General features: G+C 60.6%; 13 protein-coding genes and 1 pseudogene. 7 read left to right on the forward strand and 7 right to left on the reverse strand.

All coding sequences use genetic code 11. The annotated features are described in order from the left end of the window. Window positions 1–12: 12 nt before the first annotated feature. The 3 genes and pseudogenes from rsmB to def all read right to left on the reverse strand — a co-directional run bounded on the left by rsmB (window position 13) and on the right by def (window position 2,841). Window positions 13–1,322, reverse strand: a pseudogene (gene rsmB, locus AB4O11_RS08585) (16S rRNA (cytosine(967)-C(5))-methyltransferase RsmB). Then, window positions 1,319–2,278 (reverse strand): methionyl-tRNA formyltransferase, encoded by a 960-nt coding sequence (gene fmt / locus AB4O11_RS08590; RefSeq protein WP_460089364.1) that lies wholly within the window; start codon window positions 2,276–2,278, stop codon window positions 1,319–1,321. The pseudogene rsmB and the gene fmt overlap by 4 nt, the downstream one beginning before the upstream one ends. A gap of 56 nt (window positions 2,279–2,334) precedes the next feature. Further along, window positions 2,335–2,841, reverse strand: coding sequence for a peptide deformylase (gene def, locus AB4O11_RS08595; protein ID WP_016984087.1), 507 nt, complete (start codon window positions 2,839–2,841; stop codon window positions 2,335–2,337). A 160-nt stretch (window positions 2,842–3,001) separates the two neighbouring features. Here def and AB4O11_RS08600 point away from each other — a divergent pair, with 160 nt between their 5' ends. The 4 genes from AB4O11_RS08600 (at window position 3,002) to AB4O11_RS08615 (ending at window position 6,736) form a co-directional block, all read left to right on the forward strand. Continuing rightward, window positions 3,002–4,027 (forward strand): LysM peptidoglycan-binding domain-containing protein, encoded by a 1,026-nt coding sequence (locus AB4O11_RS08600; RefSeq protein ID WP_077575172.1) that lies wholly within the window; start codon window positions 3,002–3,004, stop codon window positions 4,025–4,027. Between the two features lie 80 nt (window positions 4,028–4,107). Then, complete coding sequence (gene dprA / locus AB4O11_RS08605; protein ID WP_093429536.1) at window positions 4,108–5,208, forward strand: DNA-processing protein DprA; 1,101 nt, start codon at window positions 4,108–4,110, stop codon at window positions 5,206–5,208. A gap of 55 nt (window positions 5,209–5,263) precedes the next feature. Further along, window positions 5,264–5,821, forward strand: a complete 558-nt coding sequence (locus AB4O11_RS08610) for an L-threonylcarbamoyladenylate synthase type 1 TsaC (protein ID WP_093429535.1) — start codon at window positions 5,264–5,266, stop codon at window positions 5,819–5,821. Window positions 5,822–6,061: 240 nt separating this feature from the next. Continuing rightward, window positions 6,062–6,736: a hypothetical protein gene (locus AB4O11_RS08615; RefSeq protein ID WP_093429534.1), complete on the forward strand. Its 675-nt coding sequence runs from the start codon at window positions 6,062–6,064 to the stop codon at window positions 6,734–6,736. Between the two features lie 64 nt (window positions 6,737–6,800). Here AB4O11_RS08615 and AB4O11_RS08620 read toward each other — a convergent pair whose 3' ends face one another. Continuing rightward, a complete protein-coding gene (locus AB4O11_RS08620; RefSeq protein WP_093429533.1) occupies window positions 6,801–7,778 on the reverse strand; it encodes an NADPH:quinone reductase in 978 nt (325 codons plus the stop codon). Window positions 7,779–7,928: 150 nt separating this feature from the next. Here AB4O11_RS08620 and hemF point away from each other — a divergent pair, with 150 nt between their 5' ends. Both hemF and aroE read left to right on the forward strand, forming a co-directional pair. Then, window positions 7,929–8,843, forward strand: a complete 915-nt coding sequence (gene hemF, locus AB4O11_RS08625; protein ID WP_099757608.1) for an oxygen-dependent coproporphyrinogen oxidase — start codon at window positions 7,929–7,931, stop codon at window positions 8,841–8,843. Window positions 8,844–8,852: 9 nt separating this feature from the next. Then, window positions 8,853–9,674, forward strand: a complete 822-nt coding sequence (gene aroE / locus AB4O11_RS08630) for a shikimate dehydrogenase (RefSeq protein WP_460130460.1) — start codon at window positions 8,853–8,855, stop codon at window positions 9,672–9,674. Between the two features lie 90 nt (window positions 9,675–9,764). Here aroE and AB4O11_RS08635 read toward each other — a convergent pair whose 3' ends face one another. The 3 genes from AB4O11_RS08635 to betC all read right to left on the reverse strand — a co-directional run bounded on the left by AB4O11_RS08635 (window position 9,765) and on the right by betC (window position 14,038). Further along, window positions 9,765–11,333 carry a SulP family inorganic anion transporter gene (locus tag AB4O11_RS08635; protein ID WP_460130461.1) on the reverse strand — a complete coding sequence of 523 codons (1,569 nt, stop codon included), beginning with the start codon at window positions 11,331–11,333 and terminating at the stop codon, window positions 9,765–9,767. Window positions 11,334–11,586: 253 nt separating this feature from the next. After that, on the reverse strand, window positions 11,587–12,507 hold the full coding sequence (gene choX / locus AB4O11_RS08640) for a choline ABC transporter substrate-binding protein (protein ID WP_460130462.1): 921 nt from the start codon (window positions 12,505–12,507) through the stop codon (window positions 11,587–11,589). A 16-nt stretch (window positions 12,508–12,523) separates the two neighbouring features. Further along, entirely contained in the window at window positions 12,524–14,038 is a 1,515-nt protein-coding gene (gene betC, locus AB4O11_RS08645; protein WP_093429528.1) for a choline-sulfatase, read from the reverse strand. Window positions 14,039–14,152: 114 nt separating this feature from the next. Here betC and AB4O11_RS08650 point away from each other — a divergent pair, with 114 nt between their 5' ends. Next, the gene (locus AB4O11_RS08650; protein WP_460130463.1) at window positions 14,153–15,103 is read left to right on the forward strand and encodes a choline sulfate utilization transcriptional regulator; all 951 of its coding nucleotides are present in this window, start codon (window positions 14,153–14,155) and stop codon (window positions 15,101–15,103) included. The last annotated feature ends 2 nt before the right edge of the window (window positions 15,104–15,105 follow it).

Here is a 15,105-nt window from a genome sequence, read left to right on the forward strand (position 1 = left end):
CGTTAAATCCGTTTAGCTGCGTGCGGCAGCAATCTTGATCAGCTTGGCGTAGTAGAACCCGTCATGCCCACCTTGCTGGGCCAGCAGTTGGCGACCATGGGGCTGTTTGATTCCGGCCGACGTGGCCAGATCCAGTTCACGGGCGCCTGGGTACGCTCAAGGAACGCAGCGATGACTTCGGTATTCTCGGTCGGCAGCGTCGAGCAGGTGGCGTACAGCAGGATGCCGCCGACTTCGAGGGTTTTCCACATCGCGTCGAGCAGTTCGCCTTGCAGTTGCGCGAGGGCGACGATGTCGTCCGGCTGACGGGTCAGCTTGATGTCCGGATGGCGGCGGATCACGCCGGTCGCCGAGCACGGCGCGTCTAGCAGAATGCGCTGGAACGGTTTGCCGTCCCACCACTTTTCGGTATCGCGACCGTCGGCGGCGATCAGTTCGGCGTTCAGACCAAGGCGTTCAAGGTTCTCCTTGACCCGCACCAGACGCTTGGCTTCCAGATCCACCGCCACTACACCGGCCAGCGCAGGTTCGGCTTCGAGGATGTGGCAAGTCTTGCCGCCCGGCGCGCAGCAGGCGTCGAGCACGCGTTGCCCCGGCGCCAGATTGAGCAGATCGGCGGCCAGTTGCGCCGCTTCGTCCTGCACGCTGATCCAGCCTTCGGCGAAACCGGGCAGGCTGCGTACGTCGGCGGCGGCTTCGAGAATGATGCCGTCGCAACTGTACACACATGGCGTCGCGGCAATCCCGGCCTCCGTCAGCAAGCCAAGATAGGCGTCGCGGCTGTGGTGACGGCGGTTGACCCGCAGGATCATCGGCGGATGCGCATTGTTCGCCTCGCAAATCGCTTCCCACTGTTCCGGCCAGAAGGCCTTCAGGGATTTTTGCAGCCAGCGCGGGTGAGCGGTGCGCACCACTGGGTCACGTTCCAGCTCGGCGAAAATCGTTTCGCTTTCGCGCTGGGCGTTACGCAGCACCGCGTTGAGCAGGCCTTTGGCCCACGGCTTCTTCAGCTTGTCGGCGCAACCGACGGTTTCGCCGATGGCGGCATGGGCCGGCACGCGGGTGTAGAGCAATTGGTAGAGACCGACCAGCAGCAGCGCTTCGACATCGGCGTCGGCAGCCTTGAACGGTTTCTGCAGCAGCTTCTCGGCGAGTGCCGACAGGCGTGGCTGCCAGCGCGCAGTGCCGAAGGCCAGATCCTGAGTGAAGCCGCGATCACGATCCTCGACCTTGTCCAGTTGCGTCGGCAGGGAGCTGTTCAACGAGGCTTTGCCGCTGAGCACGGCGGCGAGTGCCTTGGCGGCGGCCAGACGCGGGTTCATTGCGCGTCCACCGCTGCGCCGAGCACGGTGCCGACAGAGAATTTCTCTCGACGGCTGTTGAACAGGTCGCTGAAGTTCAGCGCCTTGCCACCCGGCAATTGCAGGCGGGTCAGGCACAGCGCCTGCTCGCCGCAAGCGACGACCAAACCGTCCTTGCTGGCGCTGAGGATTTCACCCGGCGCGCCTTTACCTTCGGCGAGTGTCGCCGCCAGTACTTTCAGCGCTTCACCGTTGAGGGTGCTGTGGGTGATCGGCCATGGGTTGAAGGCGCGCACCAGGCGTTCCAGCTCAACGGCCGGACGGCTCCAGTCGATGCGTGCTTCGTCTTTGTTCAGCTTGTGCGCGTAAGTGGCGAGCTCATCGTTCTGCACTTCGCCTTCCAGCGTGCCTGCAGCCAGACCGGCAATCGCCTGGACCACGGCGGGCGGGCCCATTTCGGCGAGGCGGTCGTGCAGCGTGCCGCCGGTGTCTTCGCCGGTGATCGGCGTGACGACCTTGAGCAGCATCGGTCCGGTGTCGAGGCCCGCTTCCATGCGCATCACGGTCACGCCGCTTTCCGCGTCACCGTGTTCGACGGCGCGCTGAATCGGCGCCGCACCGCGCCAGCGTGGCAGCAAGGAGGCGTGGCTGTTGATGCAGCCCAGACGCGGGATATCCAGCACCACTTGCGGCAGGATCAGGCCGTAGGCGACCACTACCAGCAAGTCCGGCTTCAGTGCGGCCAGTTCTGCCTGAGCGTCAGCGTTGCGCAAGGTCGGTGGCTGCAACACCTGGATATGGTTTTCCAGGGCGAGCTGTTTGACCGGGCTTGGCATCAGTTTTTGCCCGCGACCGGCCGGACGATCCGGTTGGGTGTAGACCGCAACGATCTCGTAAGGGCTGTTCAGCAGGGCCTTGAGGTGTTCGGCGGCGAATTCCGGGGTGCCGGCAAAAACGATGCGCAGTGGCTCAGTCATGAAGGGCGTCTCATAAAAGAAAAAGGCTTGCCGCAGCAAGCCTTTGAAGAGGGGCATCAAGCGTTCTGGCGGTGCTGCTTTTCCAGTTTCTTCTTGATCCGGTCGCGTTTGAGCGTGGACAGGTAATCGACGAACAATTTGCCGTTGAGGTGGTCGCATTCGTGCTGGATGCAGACCGCGAGCAGGCCTTCGGCGATCAGCTCATAGGGCTTGCCGTCGCGGTCCAGCGCCTTGATCTTGACCTTTTGCGGGCGGTCGACGTTTTCGTAGAAACCCGGTACCGACAGGCAACCTTCCTGGTATTGGTCCATTTCGTCGGTCAGCGATTCGAACTCGGGGTTGATGAACACCCGCGGTTCGGTGCGGTCTTCGGAAAGGTCCATCACGACGATACGTTTGTGCACGTTGACCTGGGTCGCGGCAAGGCCGATGCCCGGCGCTTCATACATTGTTTCAAACATGTCATCGACCAACTGACGCACTTCGTCGTCCACTACAGCCACAGGCTTGGCGATAGTGCGCAGACGCGGGTCCGGGAATTCGAGGATGTTTAAAATGGCCATAGGCTTTGATTGCTGCACACGTTGAGTAAAGTCGGGCGATGGCCTGGCAGGTCCGAAGATGCAGGCTACCGTTGTGAAGCGTAGCTTGTGCATTTTGCACAAGCGAGCCACGGGGGCTCTGACGGTTCACGCGAATGCACATGATAAAGGGATTCACTGCATGAGGAAAACACTACTCGCCCTGCTGCTGTTGGCTTCGGCCGGCGTGGCGCAAGGGCAAGTGCAACTCAGGGATGGTTTTCCACAGCAATACACGGTGGTTTCGGGGGATACGCTCTGGGACATTTCCGGCAAATACCTGCGCGAGCCCTGGCAGTGGCCACAACTGTGGCGGGCCAATCCGCAAATCGAAAACCCCAACCTGATCTATCCCGGCGACACGCTGACGCTCAGTTATGTCGATGGCCAGCCACGTCTGACCCTTAATCGCGGCGAGTCGCGCGGCACCATCAAGCTCTCGCCACGCATTCGCACCAGCCCGGTGGCCGAGGCTATTCCGAGCATTCCGCTGAAATCCATCAACAGCTTTTTGCTGAGCAACCGCATCGTCGACAAGGTCGAGGACTTCGACAAGGCGCCGTACATCGTTGCCGGCGATGCCGAACGCGTGCTCAGCGGTACCGGTGACCGGATCTTCGCGCGCGGCCATTTCGACCCGGATCAACCGGTCTACGGCATCTTCCGTCAGGGCAAGGTCTACACCGATCCACAGACCAAGGAGTTCCTGGGAATCAACGCCGACGACATCGGCGGCGGCGAAATCGTCGCCACTGAAGGCGACGTCGCCACCCTCGCCCTGCAACGCACCACCCAGGAAGTGCGCCTTGGCGACCGTTTGTTCAGCGGCGAAGAGCGCTCGATCAACTCGACCTTCATGCCCAGCGCGCCAACGACCAGCATCAACGGCGTGATCATCGATGTGCCGCGCGGTGTCACCCAGATCGGCGTGATGGACGTGGTCACCCTGAACAAGGGCAAGCGCGACGGTCTGGCCGAAGGCAACGTGCTGGTGGTAATGAAAACCGGTGAAACCGTGCGCGACCGCATCACTGGCCAGCCGCTGAAAATTCCCGATGAACGCGCCGGGTTGCTGATGGTGTTCCGCACCTACGACAAACTCAGCTACGGCCTCGTCCTCAACGCATCGCGCTCGCTCGCGGTGCTCGACAAGGTGCGCAATCCGTAAGCGTGCTTCACAAGTTACCAACAGAGTTATCCACAGCTTGTTCCGAATGGTTCGGGGCTTATAACGATCAAGGATGATCCATCATGTTGCCTGTCTGTACGCCGGTTTCCCCGGCGGAACTGGAAGCGCGTCTGCGCCTGCACCGCTTGCCGGATGTTGGCCCGAAGCGTTTTGCCAAGTTGCTCGAAGCCTTCGGCTCGGCCTCCAAAGCCATCAGCGCGCCGGCCAGCGCCTGGCGTTCTCTCGGTTTGCCGGCGGCGTGCGCCGAAGCGCGGCGCTGCCCCGAAGTTCGCGACGGCGCCAGCCATGCAATGCGCTGGCTAGAGCGTCCGGATCAGCATTTGCTGATGTGGGACCAACCCGATTACCCCGCATTGCTGGCGCAGATTCCCGACCCGCCGCCAATGTTGTTCGTGGCCGGTGATCCGCAGATTTTGGAAAAACCGCAACTAGCGATGGTGGGCAGTCGCCGGGCATCGCGTCCGGGCATGGACACCGCAGCGGCATTTTCCCGCAGTCTCGCCGGGGCCGGTTTTGTCATCACCAGCGGCCTGGCGCTAGGCATCGATGCCGCTGCGCATCAGGCCGCGCTGGATGTTGGCGGGTTGACGGTCGGTGTCCTCGGCACGGGACTGGAAAACTTTTATCCACAGCGCAATCGCCGCCTGGCTGACGCGATGATTGCGTGCGGCAGCGCAGTGCTTTCCGAGTTTCCGCTGGACGCCGGACCAACGGCGAGCAACTTCCCGCGACGTAACCGCATCATCAGCGGTTTGTCCCTTGGTGTACTGGTGGTCGAGGCCAGTGTGGCCAGCGGTTCACTGATCACCGCGCGGCTGGCAGCAGAACAGGGGCGCGAGGTTTATGCCATTCCCGGTTCGATCCATCATCCCGGCGCGCGCGGCTGTCACCAATTGATCCGCGATGGCGCGGTGCTGGTGGAAACCATTGAGCACATCCTCGAAGCCTTGCGTGGTTGGCAGCATCTGCCGCTATCCACTGACACGGCGAAAGCCGATCACCCGTTGCTCATCCTGCTCCATGCCGCCCCGCACACCAGCGAAGGCTTGGCTGACAGCAGCGGCTGGACGTTGCCCAAAGTGCTGGCGGCACTCACCGAACTGGAAATGGATGGCCGTGCAGTGTGCGAAAACGGTCGCTGGTTGGCCAGGACACGCTAGGTTTTACAAGGAAGATCGGTAAACTGCGCGAAACCTGTTTGCGGAGAGTTTTTTCATGGTTAACAGTTGGCGTGTGCAACAAGCCGCACGAGAGATTCGCGCCGGGGCGGTGATTGCCTATCCAACCGAAGCCGTCTGGGGGCTGGGTTGCGACCCATGGAACGAAGAGGCCGTGGATCGGTTGCTGGCGATCAAGAATCGTTCGGTGGTCAAAGGCCTGATTCTGGTTGCCGACAACATTCGCCAGTTCGACTTTCTGTTCGAAGACTTCCCGCAAGAATGGATCGACCGCATGGCCAGCACCTGGCCGGGGCCGAACACCTGGCTGGTGCCGCATCAGGGCTTGCTCCCGGAATGGGTGACCGGCATGCACGACACCGTCGCACTGCGGGTCAGTGATCATCCGCAAGTACGCGATCTGTGCTCGATGGTCGGGCCGTTGATTTCGACCTCAGCCAACCCGCAGGGACGCCCGGCGGCGCGCACGCGATTGCGTGTCGAGCAGTATTTCCGTGGGCAGATCGATCTGATACTGGGCGGGCAACTGGGTGGGCGCAAGAACCCCAGCGTGATTCGTGATCTGGCGACCGGCAAAGTCATTCGTCCCGACTGATTCAGCCTCGAACATTTGTAACGTGGGTACTCCTCGCCTTGATGGCGAGGAGTACTACACGTGCCTGCGAATTATCCTGCAATGATGCTGATTGCTGCGTCGGAAAAATCATCAACTATCTGAATCAACTGAATTTTCCCACCTGATTATCAGACCGCGTTTCGTGGCGGTATCGCCAAAAGCAACCATCCTTTCCCTGCACTCGAAACACTTCGATAAGTTAAGGTCTGCGGAGAAAGAATGGACACTACGGATTTGCAACTCACGGATTACCTGCAGGCGCTCCAGGTGACGTTAAACAGTCATCAGGAGGGTTGCCGTATCGTGATGCTTGAAGCGGGGTCGGATACCCAGGTGTTCGATCGGTTTATCGATCGGCAATTTCGGCTTCGGCTGCAGCATTACATGCTGACGTCCAGGGCGCGGATGCTCGAAACCCGACTGGCGACACGGTCGCGCAGTACCCACTTTCTGCTGTATCGGCACGAGCAACTGCTGGCGGTATTGAGGGCCACTCCGGCGCCGTTCGAGTGGGCATCACTGGCGCAGCAACATGTTTCGCCCACGGTGGCGTTGTCACGCCATGTCGAACTCAGTCGCTTGATCTCGTACGCGCCCAGCCAACAGCCCATTGCCGTCGACAGTCTGCTGGCGGCCGCTGCCGAGTGGGCCATAAAACAGGGCTATCTAGGTGTCACCGCGTTGTGCAGGGCATCGCAGCTGCGCCTGTACCAGCGTTTCGGTCTGATGCCGGTCGCCTCCAATCCCTTGCATATCGAACAGCGCGCACGCGGGGATTACTGGGTGTTGTCAGCCGAGTGGCGGCAAATCCTCGCCGCGTTGCAACAGCCTGATTCCGCGACGGTCGGTCATTGGGCGCCAAGACCGTTGGCGGCTCATCCACCGCAGTACTGAACACGCTCGAAGCGTCCTGCCAGTCATGGTTCTGAAACCCTGACTGGCAGGACGCCGGGAGGTATCAAGGCAGCAGGATGGTGGAACCGGTAGTGCGCCGCGCCGACAGCTCGGTTTGCGCCTTCGCCGCATCAGCCAGTGGATAACGCTGGCTGACGTCCACCTTCAACTTGCCGCTGATGATCATCTCGAACAGCTCATCGGCCATTCGCTGCAGGTTTTCGGCGTTGTTGGCATAAGTCGCCAGCGTCGGCCGGGTCACGTACAGCGAACCCTTGGCGGAGAGAATCCCCAGATTCACGCCGTCCACCGCACCGGAGGCATTGCCGAAGCTCACCACCAGGCCACGCGGCGACACGCTGTCGAGGGACGTCAGCCAGGTGTCCTTGCCAACACCGTCATAGACCACCGGGACTTTCTTGCCATCGGTCAATTCCAGCACGCGCTGGGCAACGTTTTCGTGGCTGTAATCGATAGTCGCCCAGGCGCCATTGGCCTTGGCCAGTTCGGCTTTCTCTTTGGAGCTGACGGTGCCAATCAGCTTCACGCCTAACGCTTTGGCCCATTGGCAGGCCAGTGAACCGACACCGCCGGCCGCCGCGTGGAACAGAATGGTTTCGCCAACCTTGAGTTCATAGGTCTGGCGCAGCAGGTATTGCACGGTCAGGCCTTTGAGCATTACACCGGCAGCCGTTTCGAAACTGATTTCGTCGGGCAGATGCACCAGATTGTCCTGGGGCAGCACATGCAATTCGCTGTAGGCCCCCAACGGGCCGCTGCCATAGGCCACGCGATCACCGACCTTGAACCGGGTGACGTCGCTGCCCACGGCATCGACGATCCCCGCACCTTCAGCACCCAGGCCGGACGGCAAGGCGGGCGGTGCGTACAGACCGCTGCGGTAATAGGTGTCGATGAAGTTCAGGCCGATCGCCTTGTTCGCCACGCGGACTTGATTGGGGCCGGGCGCGGCGGGTTGGTAATCAACATATTCGAGCACTTCGGGGCCGCCGTGGGCGCGGAACTGGATACGCTTTGCCATCTGCCTGCTCTCCTTGGGTCTTTTGTGAGCCCCCTATCCAACTCCCATGCTTGATCTTCGTCAACTGCGGCGGGTTGTTGTGCGGTGGTATGCTACGCGCCCATTTGCGTCGCCCGTCTGCCGGGGCGCCGCCCGATTCAAGGTGAAGCCATGACGACCCGCACCGACGCCGTAAAGGCCTATCTGCTCGACCTGCAAGACCGCATCTGCGCGGCTCTCGAAACCGAAGACGGCGGTACGCGCTTCGTCGAAGACGCCTGGACCCGGCCCGCCGGCGGTGGCGGTCGTACTCGCGTGATCGAGAACGGCACGGTAATCGAAAAGGGCGGTGTCAACTTTTCCCACGTCTTCGGCAGTGGTCTGCCACCGTCGGCCAGCGCCCATCGCCCGGAATTGGCTGGCCGCGGTTTCGAAGCCCTTGGCGTGTCGCTGGTGATCCACCCGCACAACCCGCATGTGCCGACGTCCCACGCCAACGTGCGCTTTTTCATCGCCGAGAAGGAGGGTGAAGAGCCGGTCTGGTGGTTCGGCGGCGGCTTTGACCTGACCCCGTATTACGGCAATGAAGAAGATTGCGTTCACTGGCACCGCGTTGCCGAGCAGGCTTGCGCGCCGTTTGGCCCGGACGTCTACCCGCGCTACAAGGCCTGGTGTGACACCTACTTCCACATCAAGCATCGCCACGAACCGCGCGGCATTGGCGGTTTGTTCTTCGATGACCTGAACGAGTGGGACTTCGATACCAGCTTCGCTTTTATGCGGGCCATCGGCGACGCCTACATCGATGCTTATCTGCCGATCGTGCAGCGCCGCAAAAACGATGCGTTTACCGCTCAGCAGCGTGAATTCCAGGAATTCCGCCGTGGCCGTTACGTCGAGTTCAACCTGGTGTATGACCGTGGCACCTTGTTCGGTCTGCAATCGGGCGGGCGTACCGAGTCGATCCTGATGTCGTTGCCGCCGCAAGTGCGCTGGGGCTATGACTGGAAAGCCGAGCCTGGCAGCGAAGAAGCACGCCTGACCGAGTACTTCCTGCAAGACCGCGACTGGCTGGCCGAGGCCTGAGGACATCTGATGGATCGTTACGTCGTTTTCGGCAACCCGATCGGCCACAGCAAATCGCCGATGATTCACAAGCTGTTCGCCGAGCAGACCGGCCAGCACCTCGACTACAGCACCTTGCTGGCGCCGCTTGAAGATTTCGCCAACTGCGCCACGGCGTTTTTCCAGGAAGGTCGCGGCGCCAACGTCACCGTGCCGTTCAAGGAAGACGCCTATCGTCTGGCCAATAGCCTGACCGCTCGCGCACAACGGGCCGGTGCGGTGAACACCTTGAGCAAACTGGCCGACGGCTCACTCCTCGGTGATAACACTGACGGCGCCGGACTGGTGCGCGATCTGACGGTGAACGCCGGGTTCAGCCTGACCGGCAAACGCATTCTGCTGCTCGGTGCCGGTGGTGCGGTGCGCGGTGCGCTGGAACCGTTGCTGGCGGAACAACCGGCCTCGGTGATCATCGCCAATCGTACGGTGGACAAGGCTGAGTTGCTGGCGGAATTGTTCTGCGACCTCGGGCCGGTCTCGGCCAGTGGTTTCGACTGGTTGCGCGAGCCGGTGGACGTGATCATCAACGCCACGTCGGCCAGTCTTACTGGTGATGTGCCGCCGATTGCACCGAGCCTGATCGAGCCGGGCAAGACCCTGTGCTACGACATGATGTACGGCAAAGAGCCGACGGCGTTCTGCCGCTGGGCCAGTGAACATGGCGCGGCGGTGGCGATGGATGGCTTGGGGATGTTGGCGGAGCAGGCGGCTGAGGCGTTTTTCCTGTGGCGTGGTGTGCGCCCTGATACCGCACCGGTACTCGCCGAGTTGCGTCGACAATTAACCCTCTAAAAGCTTCGCGAGCAAGCTCGCTCCCACAGTGGAATGCGATCAAATGTGGGAGCGAGCTTGCTCGCGAATGGCCTCACCACCGATTCTGGGTCAGTCTTCAAACCGGATCGGACATTTCTCCGGCCCTTCCAGCTTCCGCAACTCCTCCACCACCTGCGGCCGCGCCCGGCGCAAGGTCAGGCTGCGATTCTGGCCAAGCAAGCGCCGCGCCTCCTGATGCAGCATTTCCACCCCCGAATAGTCGATGAAGTTGATCTGCTGCGCCTCGATCACCACCCGCGTGCCATGCATACGTTGCAGGCGTACTTGCAGGTAATGGCTGGCGCCGAAAAAGATCGATCCGCCGACACGCAACACATCGTCTTCGCCGTCGCGCCAGTGCTGCACGCGCGGTTGCGAAGTGCGCTTGAGGTAGAAGAACAGCGAGGCCAGCACACCGGCATAAATCGCCGTCTGCAATTCCAGTAGCAAAGTCGCGAGGCAGGTCAGCGCCATGACCACAAACTCGGCGCGGCTGACACGCAGCAATGCGCGAATGCCTCGGTGGTCGACCAGCCCCCAGGCAATCAACAGAATGCTCCCGGCCATCGCCGGGATCGGAATGTGCGCGATCAGCCCCGCACCAAAAATTGCGAACAACGCCACCCAGATTGCCGAAAACACTCCGGCCAGCGGCGAGCAAGCGCCTGCCTCGTAACTGAGGCCCGAGCGGGTGAACGACCCGGCCGACAGCGACCCGGAAAAGAACGCCCCGAGAATATTCGACAAGCCCTGTGCACGGACTTCCTGATTGGCATCAAGCAATTGCTGCGACCGCGCCGAAATCGAGCGTGCAATAGACAGACTGGTAACCAGGCCGAGCATGCCCACCGCCACGGCACTGGGCAGCAACCGCAGGATCAAATCCAGATCCAGCGGCAATCCACTGAACGGCGGCAAACGCCCGACAAACGCGCTGACCAGATGCACATGGCCGAACACGCCCGGCCACAACCACACCAGCAAACTGGCCAGCACCAGTGTGATCAACAGCGTCGGCCAGCGCGGCAACAGGTGTTTGAGCAGCAGACCGACGACCACCGTGGCCAAACCCAACACCAGCGAAGGTTTATCCACAGCCCGCAGGTGTTGCAGCAAATCCATCAAACTGGCCAGCGCCGTGGCTTTTGCCGGCAACTCCAGGCCCAGCAGGTTTGGCAATTGCCCGATAGCAATCACCACCGCCGCGCCAAGGGTGAACCCCAGCACCACCGAATGCGAGACGAAATTCACCAGCGCGCCAAAGCGCAGCAAACCGAGCAGCCACTGGAATATCCCCGCAAGCAAGGTCAGCAGCAGGATCAGGGTGATGTAGTCCTGCGAGGCTGGAACCGCTAAAGGGCTGACACTGGCAAACAGCACAATCGAAATCGCTGCCGTCGGACCGCAGATCAAATGCCACGACGAACCCCACAGGCAGGCGATCAGCACCGGAATGATTGCGGCGTAGAGGCCGTACTCGGGAGGCAGACCGGCGATCAACGCGTAAGCAATCGACTGGGGGAGCGCGAGAATCGCCCCGCTGAGGCCGACGATCAGATCCCGTCCGACGCTGGCGCGGGTTTGTCGCGGCAACCAGGTGAGGAAGGGGAAGAGAGAGTGGCGGCTGGGGAAGGCCATGGGTCCTCGCGGTTGGGTTTTGTTCAAGGTTATCAGGGTGCCAGGGGAAAGGCCCCTCACCCTAACCCTCTCCCAAGGGAGAGGGGACTGACCGTGGTGTTTATTCAAGATTCACCGACCTGCGATTTCAGAGTTGAACGCAAGTTTTGAATCCAACAGATATCGGCTCCCTTTCCCCCTCGCCCCTCTGGGGAGAGGGCTGGGGTGAGGGGGCAAAAATCTCGAGCCGAGCACAATTCCAGCCACCCCACGATCAAAGCTTCGCTTTCACCGCCGCCAACGCATCCTTCCCGTCAGACGTCTTGACGCCATCCAGCCACTTATCCAACACCGCCGGATTTGCCTTGATCCAAGCCTTCGCCGCCTCGGCATTGCTGACCTTTTTGTTCACCACCTCAGCCATGATGCTGTTCTCCATCTCCTGCGTGAACGACAGATTGGTCAGCAATTTACCCACATTCGGACACGCCTCGGCGTAGCCCTTGCGCGTTAACGTAAACACGCTGCCGGTGTCGCCAAAGTACTTCTCGCCACCCTTGAGGTAATGCATCTTCAACTGCACGTTCATCGGGTGCGGCGTCCAGCCGAGGAAGGTGACGAATTTCTGTTTCTTCACCGCCCGCGACACTTCAGCCAGCATCGCCTGTTCGCTGGATTCGATCAGCTTCCACTGGCCCATGTCGAAGTCGTTCTTCTTGATGATTTCCTGCAGCGAGATATTCGCCGGCGCACCCGAACCGATGCCGTAGATCTTACGATCGAACTTGTCCGCGTATTTGTTCAGGTCGGCAAAGTTATGCACACCCGCGTCCCACACGTAGTCCGGCACGGCGAGGGTGAATTCGGTGCCGTCGAGGTTCTTCGCCAGTTGCGTGACGTCACCGGTGGCGACGAACTTGTCGTAGAAGCCCTGCTGCGCCGGCATCCAGTTGCCGAGAAACACGTCCACCTGGCCGTCCTTCAAACCACCGAAGGTGATCGGCACCGCGAGGGTGTCGACCTTGGCCTTGTAGCCCATGCCGTCCAGCAGAAACCCGGTGATGGCGTTGGTCGCGGCGATGTCGCTCCAGCCCGGATCGGCCATTTTCACGGTGTCGCAGCTTTGCTCGGCGAAGGCCGAGGCGCTGCTCAGCGCGAGCAGGCCGACCGTCACTACTGTGGATAACTTACGCATGGACTTCCCCTTAACATTATTGGTTTTGGCAGGGTTGTGGATAACGTGCTTTGCGTTCCAGATCGTCGAGGTCGATGTGGTTGCGCATGTATTGCTGACTGGCGTCCACCAGTGGCTGGTGATCCCAGCTCTTCAGCTTGCCGAGGGTCAACGCATCGGCGACAAATCGGCGGCGGCGCTGGCTCGCGAGGACCTCCCGGTGAATCGACTGAATGTCCCATTTGGCCCGTGCTTCGGCGAGAAAATCGTCGAACAGCGGGCGATGTTGCGGCGATTGGCTGAGTTCTTCCAGTTCATGCGGATCGTTATCTACGTCGAAGAGTAGGCAAGGGTCGCTTTCACTGTAGATAAATTTGTAGGCGCCGCGACGGATCATCATCAGCGGGCTGATGGTGCCTTCGGCCATGTATTCGCCGAACACTTCGTCATGACCGCCCTGCCCTTGAAGGTGTGATACCAGCGAGCGGCCATCCAGTGGCAGGCCCGGTTCCAGCGTGCCGCCGGCCAATTCGACGAAGGTTGGCAACAGGTCTGCGGTCGATACGGCAGCGCTGACACGCCCGGCATCGAACTGGCCTGGAGCACTTATCAACAGGGGGACGCGGGCCGCCATTTCGTACCAGTGCATTTTGTACCAAAGGCCCTTTTCGCCGAGCATGTCGCCGTGGTCACCGGAGAAGACAATAATTGTGTCTTCGATCAGCCCGGTTTCTTCGAGGGTTTCCAGAAGTTTGCCGACGTTGGCGTCGATATAGCTGCATGCACCGAAATATGCCCGGCGTGCATCGCGAATCTTATCCACAGGCAGTGGCTTGTCCCACAGGTCATAAACCTTGAGCAGCCGCTGTGAGTGCGGATCGAGTTCGTGTTGATCCGGGGTTGTAGGCAACGGGATATCGGCATCGTCGTACAAATCCCAGAACGCCTTGGGAATGGTGTACGGGTCGTGTGGGTGAGTCATCGATACTGTCAGGCAGAACGGCTGATCGCCGTCCTCGCGGATGTGATCGAACAGATATTGCTGTGCCTTGAACACCACCTCTTCATCGAAATCCAGTTGATTGGTGCGCACACATGGCCCGGCCTGCAGCACCGAAGACATGTTGTGGTACCAGCTCGGCCGTACATCCGGCTCATCCCAGTTCACGGCCCAACCGTAATCGGCCGGGTAGATATCACTGGTCAGGCGTTCTTCATAACCGTGCAACTGGTCCGGACCGCAGAAGTGCATCTTGCCGGATAGCGCGGTGCGGTAGCCGAGGCGGCGCAAGTAATGGGCATAAGTCGGCACATCGGCAGGGAAATCGGCGGCGTTGTCGTAGGCGCCGATCTTGCTCGGCAACTGGCCGCTGACCAGGGTGAACCGCGATGGCGCGCACAACGGGCTGTTGCAGTAAGCGGCATCGAACACCACGCCTTGGGCGGCGAGGCGGGAAAGATTCGGCAGTTTGATCGGCGATGGGCCGTAGAACGGCAACATTGGCGCGGCCATCTGATCGGCCATGATGAAAAGAATATTCTTGCGCTTCATGTGATCGCGGCATTCCATAGTAAATATTTATGCGACATTGCTGCGATCGAGCATGGAGTCCATGCTTTATCCGGTAAAGCCCGCGCCAGACAATGACTAGGATAAGCACAGCTTATGTATGAAGCCTTGGGTGATCTGTCCCTCGACCTGTTGCGCGCCTTTGAGGCGGCCGCTCGCCAGCGCAGCTTTACCGCAGCGGCGGTAGAGCTTGGCACCACGCAACCAGCGATCAGTCAGCAGATCAAACGGCTGGAAGAACAACTCGGTACGCGACTATTTGATCGCATTTACCGTGGGATCGAGCTGACCGAAGTCGGCGCGATACTGTTTGAGCAAGTTACTCTCGGTTTACAGAATATCGATGCAGGATTGAGCACGATCAGCGCACAGCAACAACATGAAGTCCTGCAAGTTGCCACCGACTTTGCCTTCGCTGCTTATTGGCTGATGCCGCGCCTGCACCGCTTTCATGAAGCTAACCCGCAGGTCGACGTCAGCCTGGTGACCAGCGAACGCAACCACAACATGCTGCGCACCGATATCGACGTGGCGATCCTGTTCGGTGATGGTCGTTTCAAGCAGGGCGAAAGCCATTGGTTGTTCAGCGAAGAAGTATTCCCGGTGTGCAGCCCGCAATTGCTCAAGGATCGCGCCCTGCCCTTGCCTGCTCACGCACTGCTGGAGTTCCCGTTGCTGCACCTGCGTGGGGAAAACAGCAGCAACTGGTTTGACTGGAGTGGTCTGTTCCGTGAACTCGGTATCAATACGCCGCCGGCGCCGGGGCAATTGCGCTTCGACAATTACACGTTGTTGATTCAAGCGGCGATTGGCGGTCAAGGCGTAGCGATTGGCTGGCGGCACCTTGTGGATAACTTGCTGAGTCAGGGTTTGCTGTGCCGCCCCATCGCCGAAACGACCTTGTCGCGCCTCGGTTATTACGTGGTGCTGCCCCAGCGCAAACGTCGGGGCGCGTTGATTCAACAGTTTGTCGATTGGTTAATGGCGGAACAGGCGAGCAGCGCGCAATCCCTCAACGGTTTGACGTTGCCGTCGATCGCGGTTTGAAG

Source organism: Pseudomonas sp. H1_D05, from assembly GCF_054682705.1.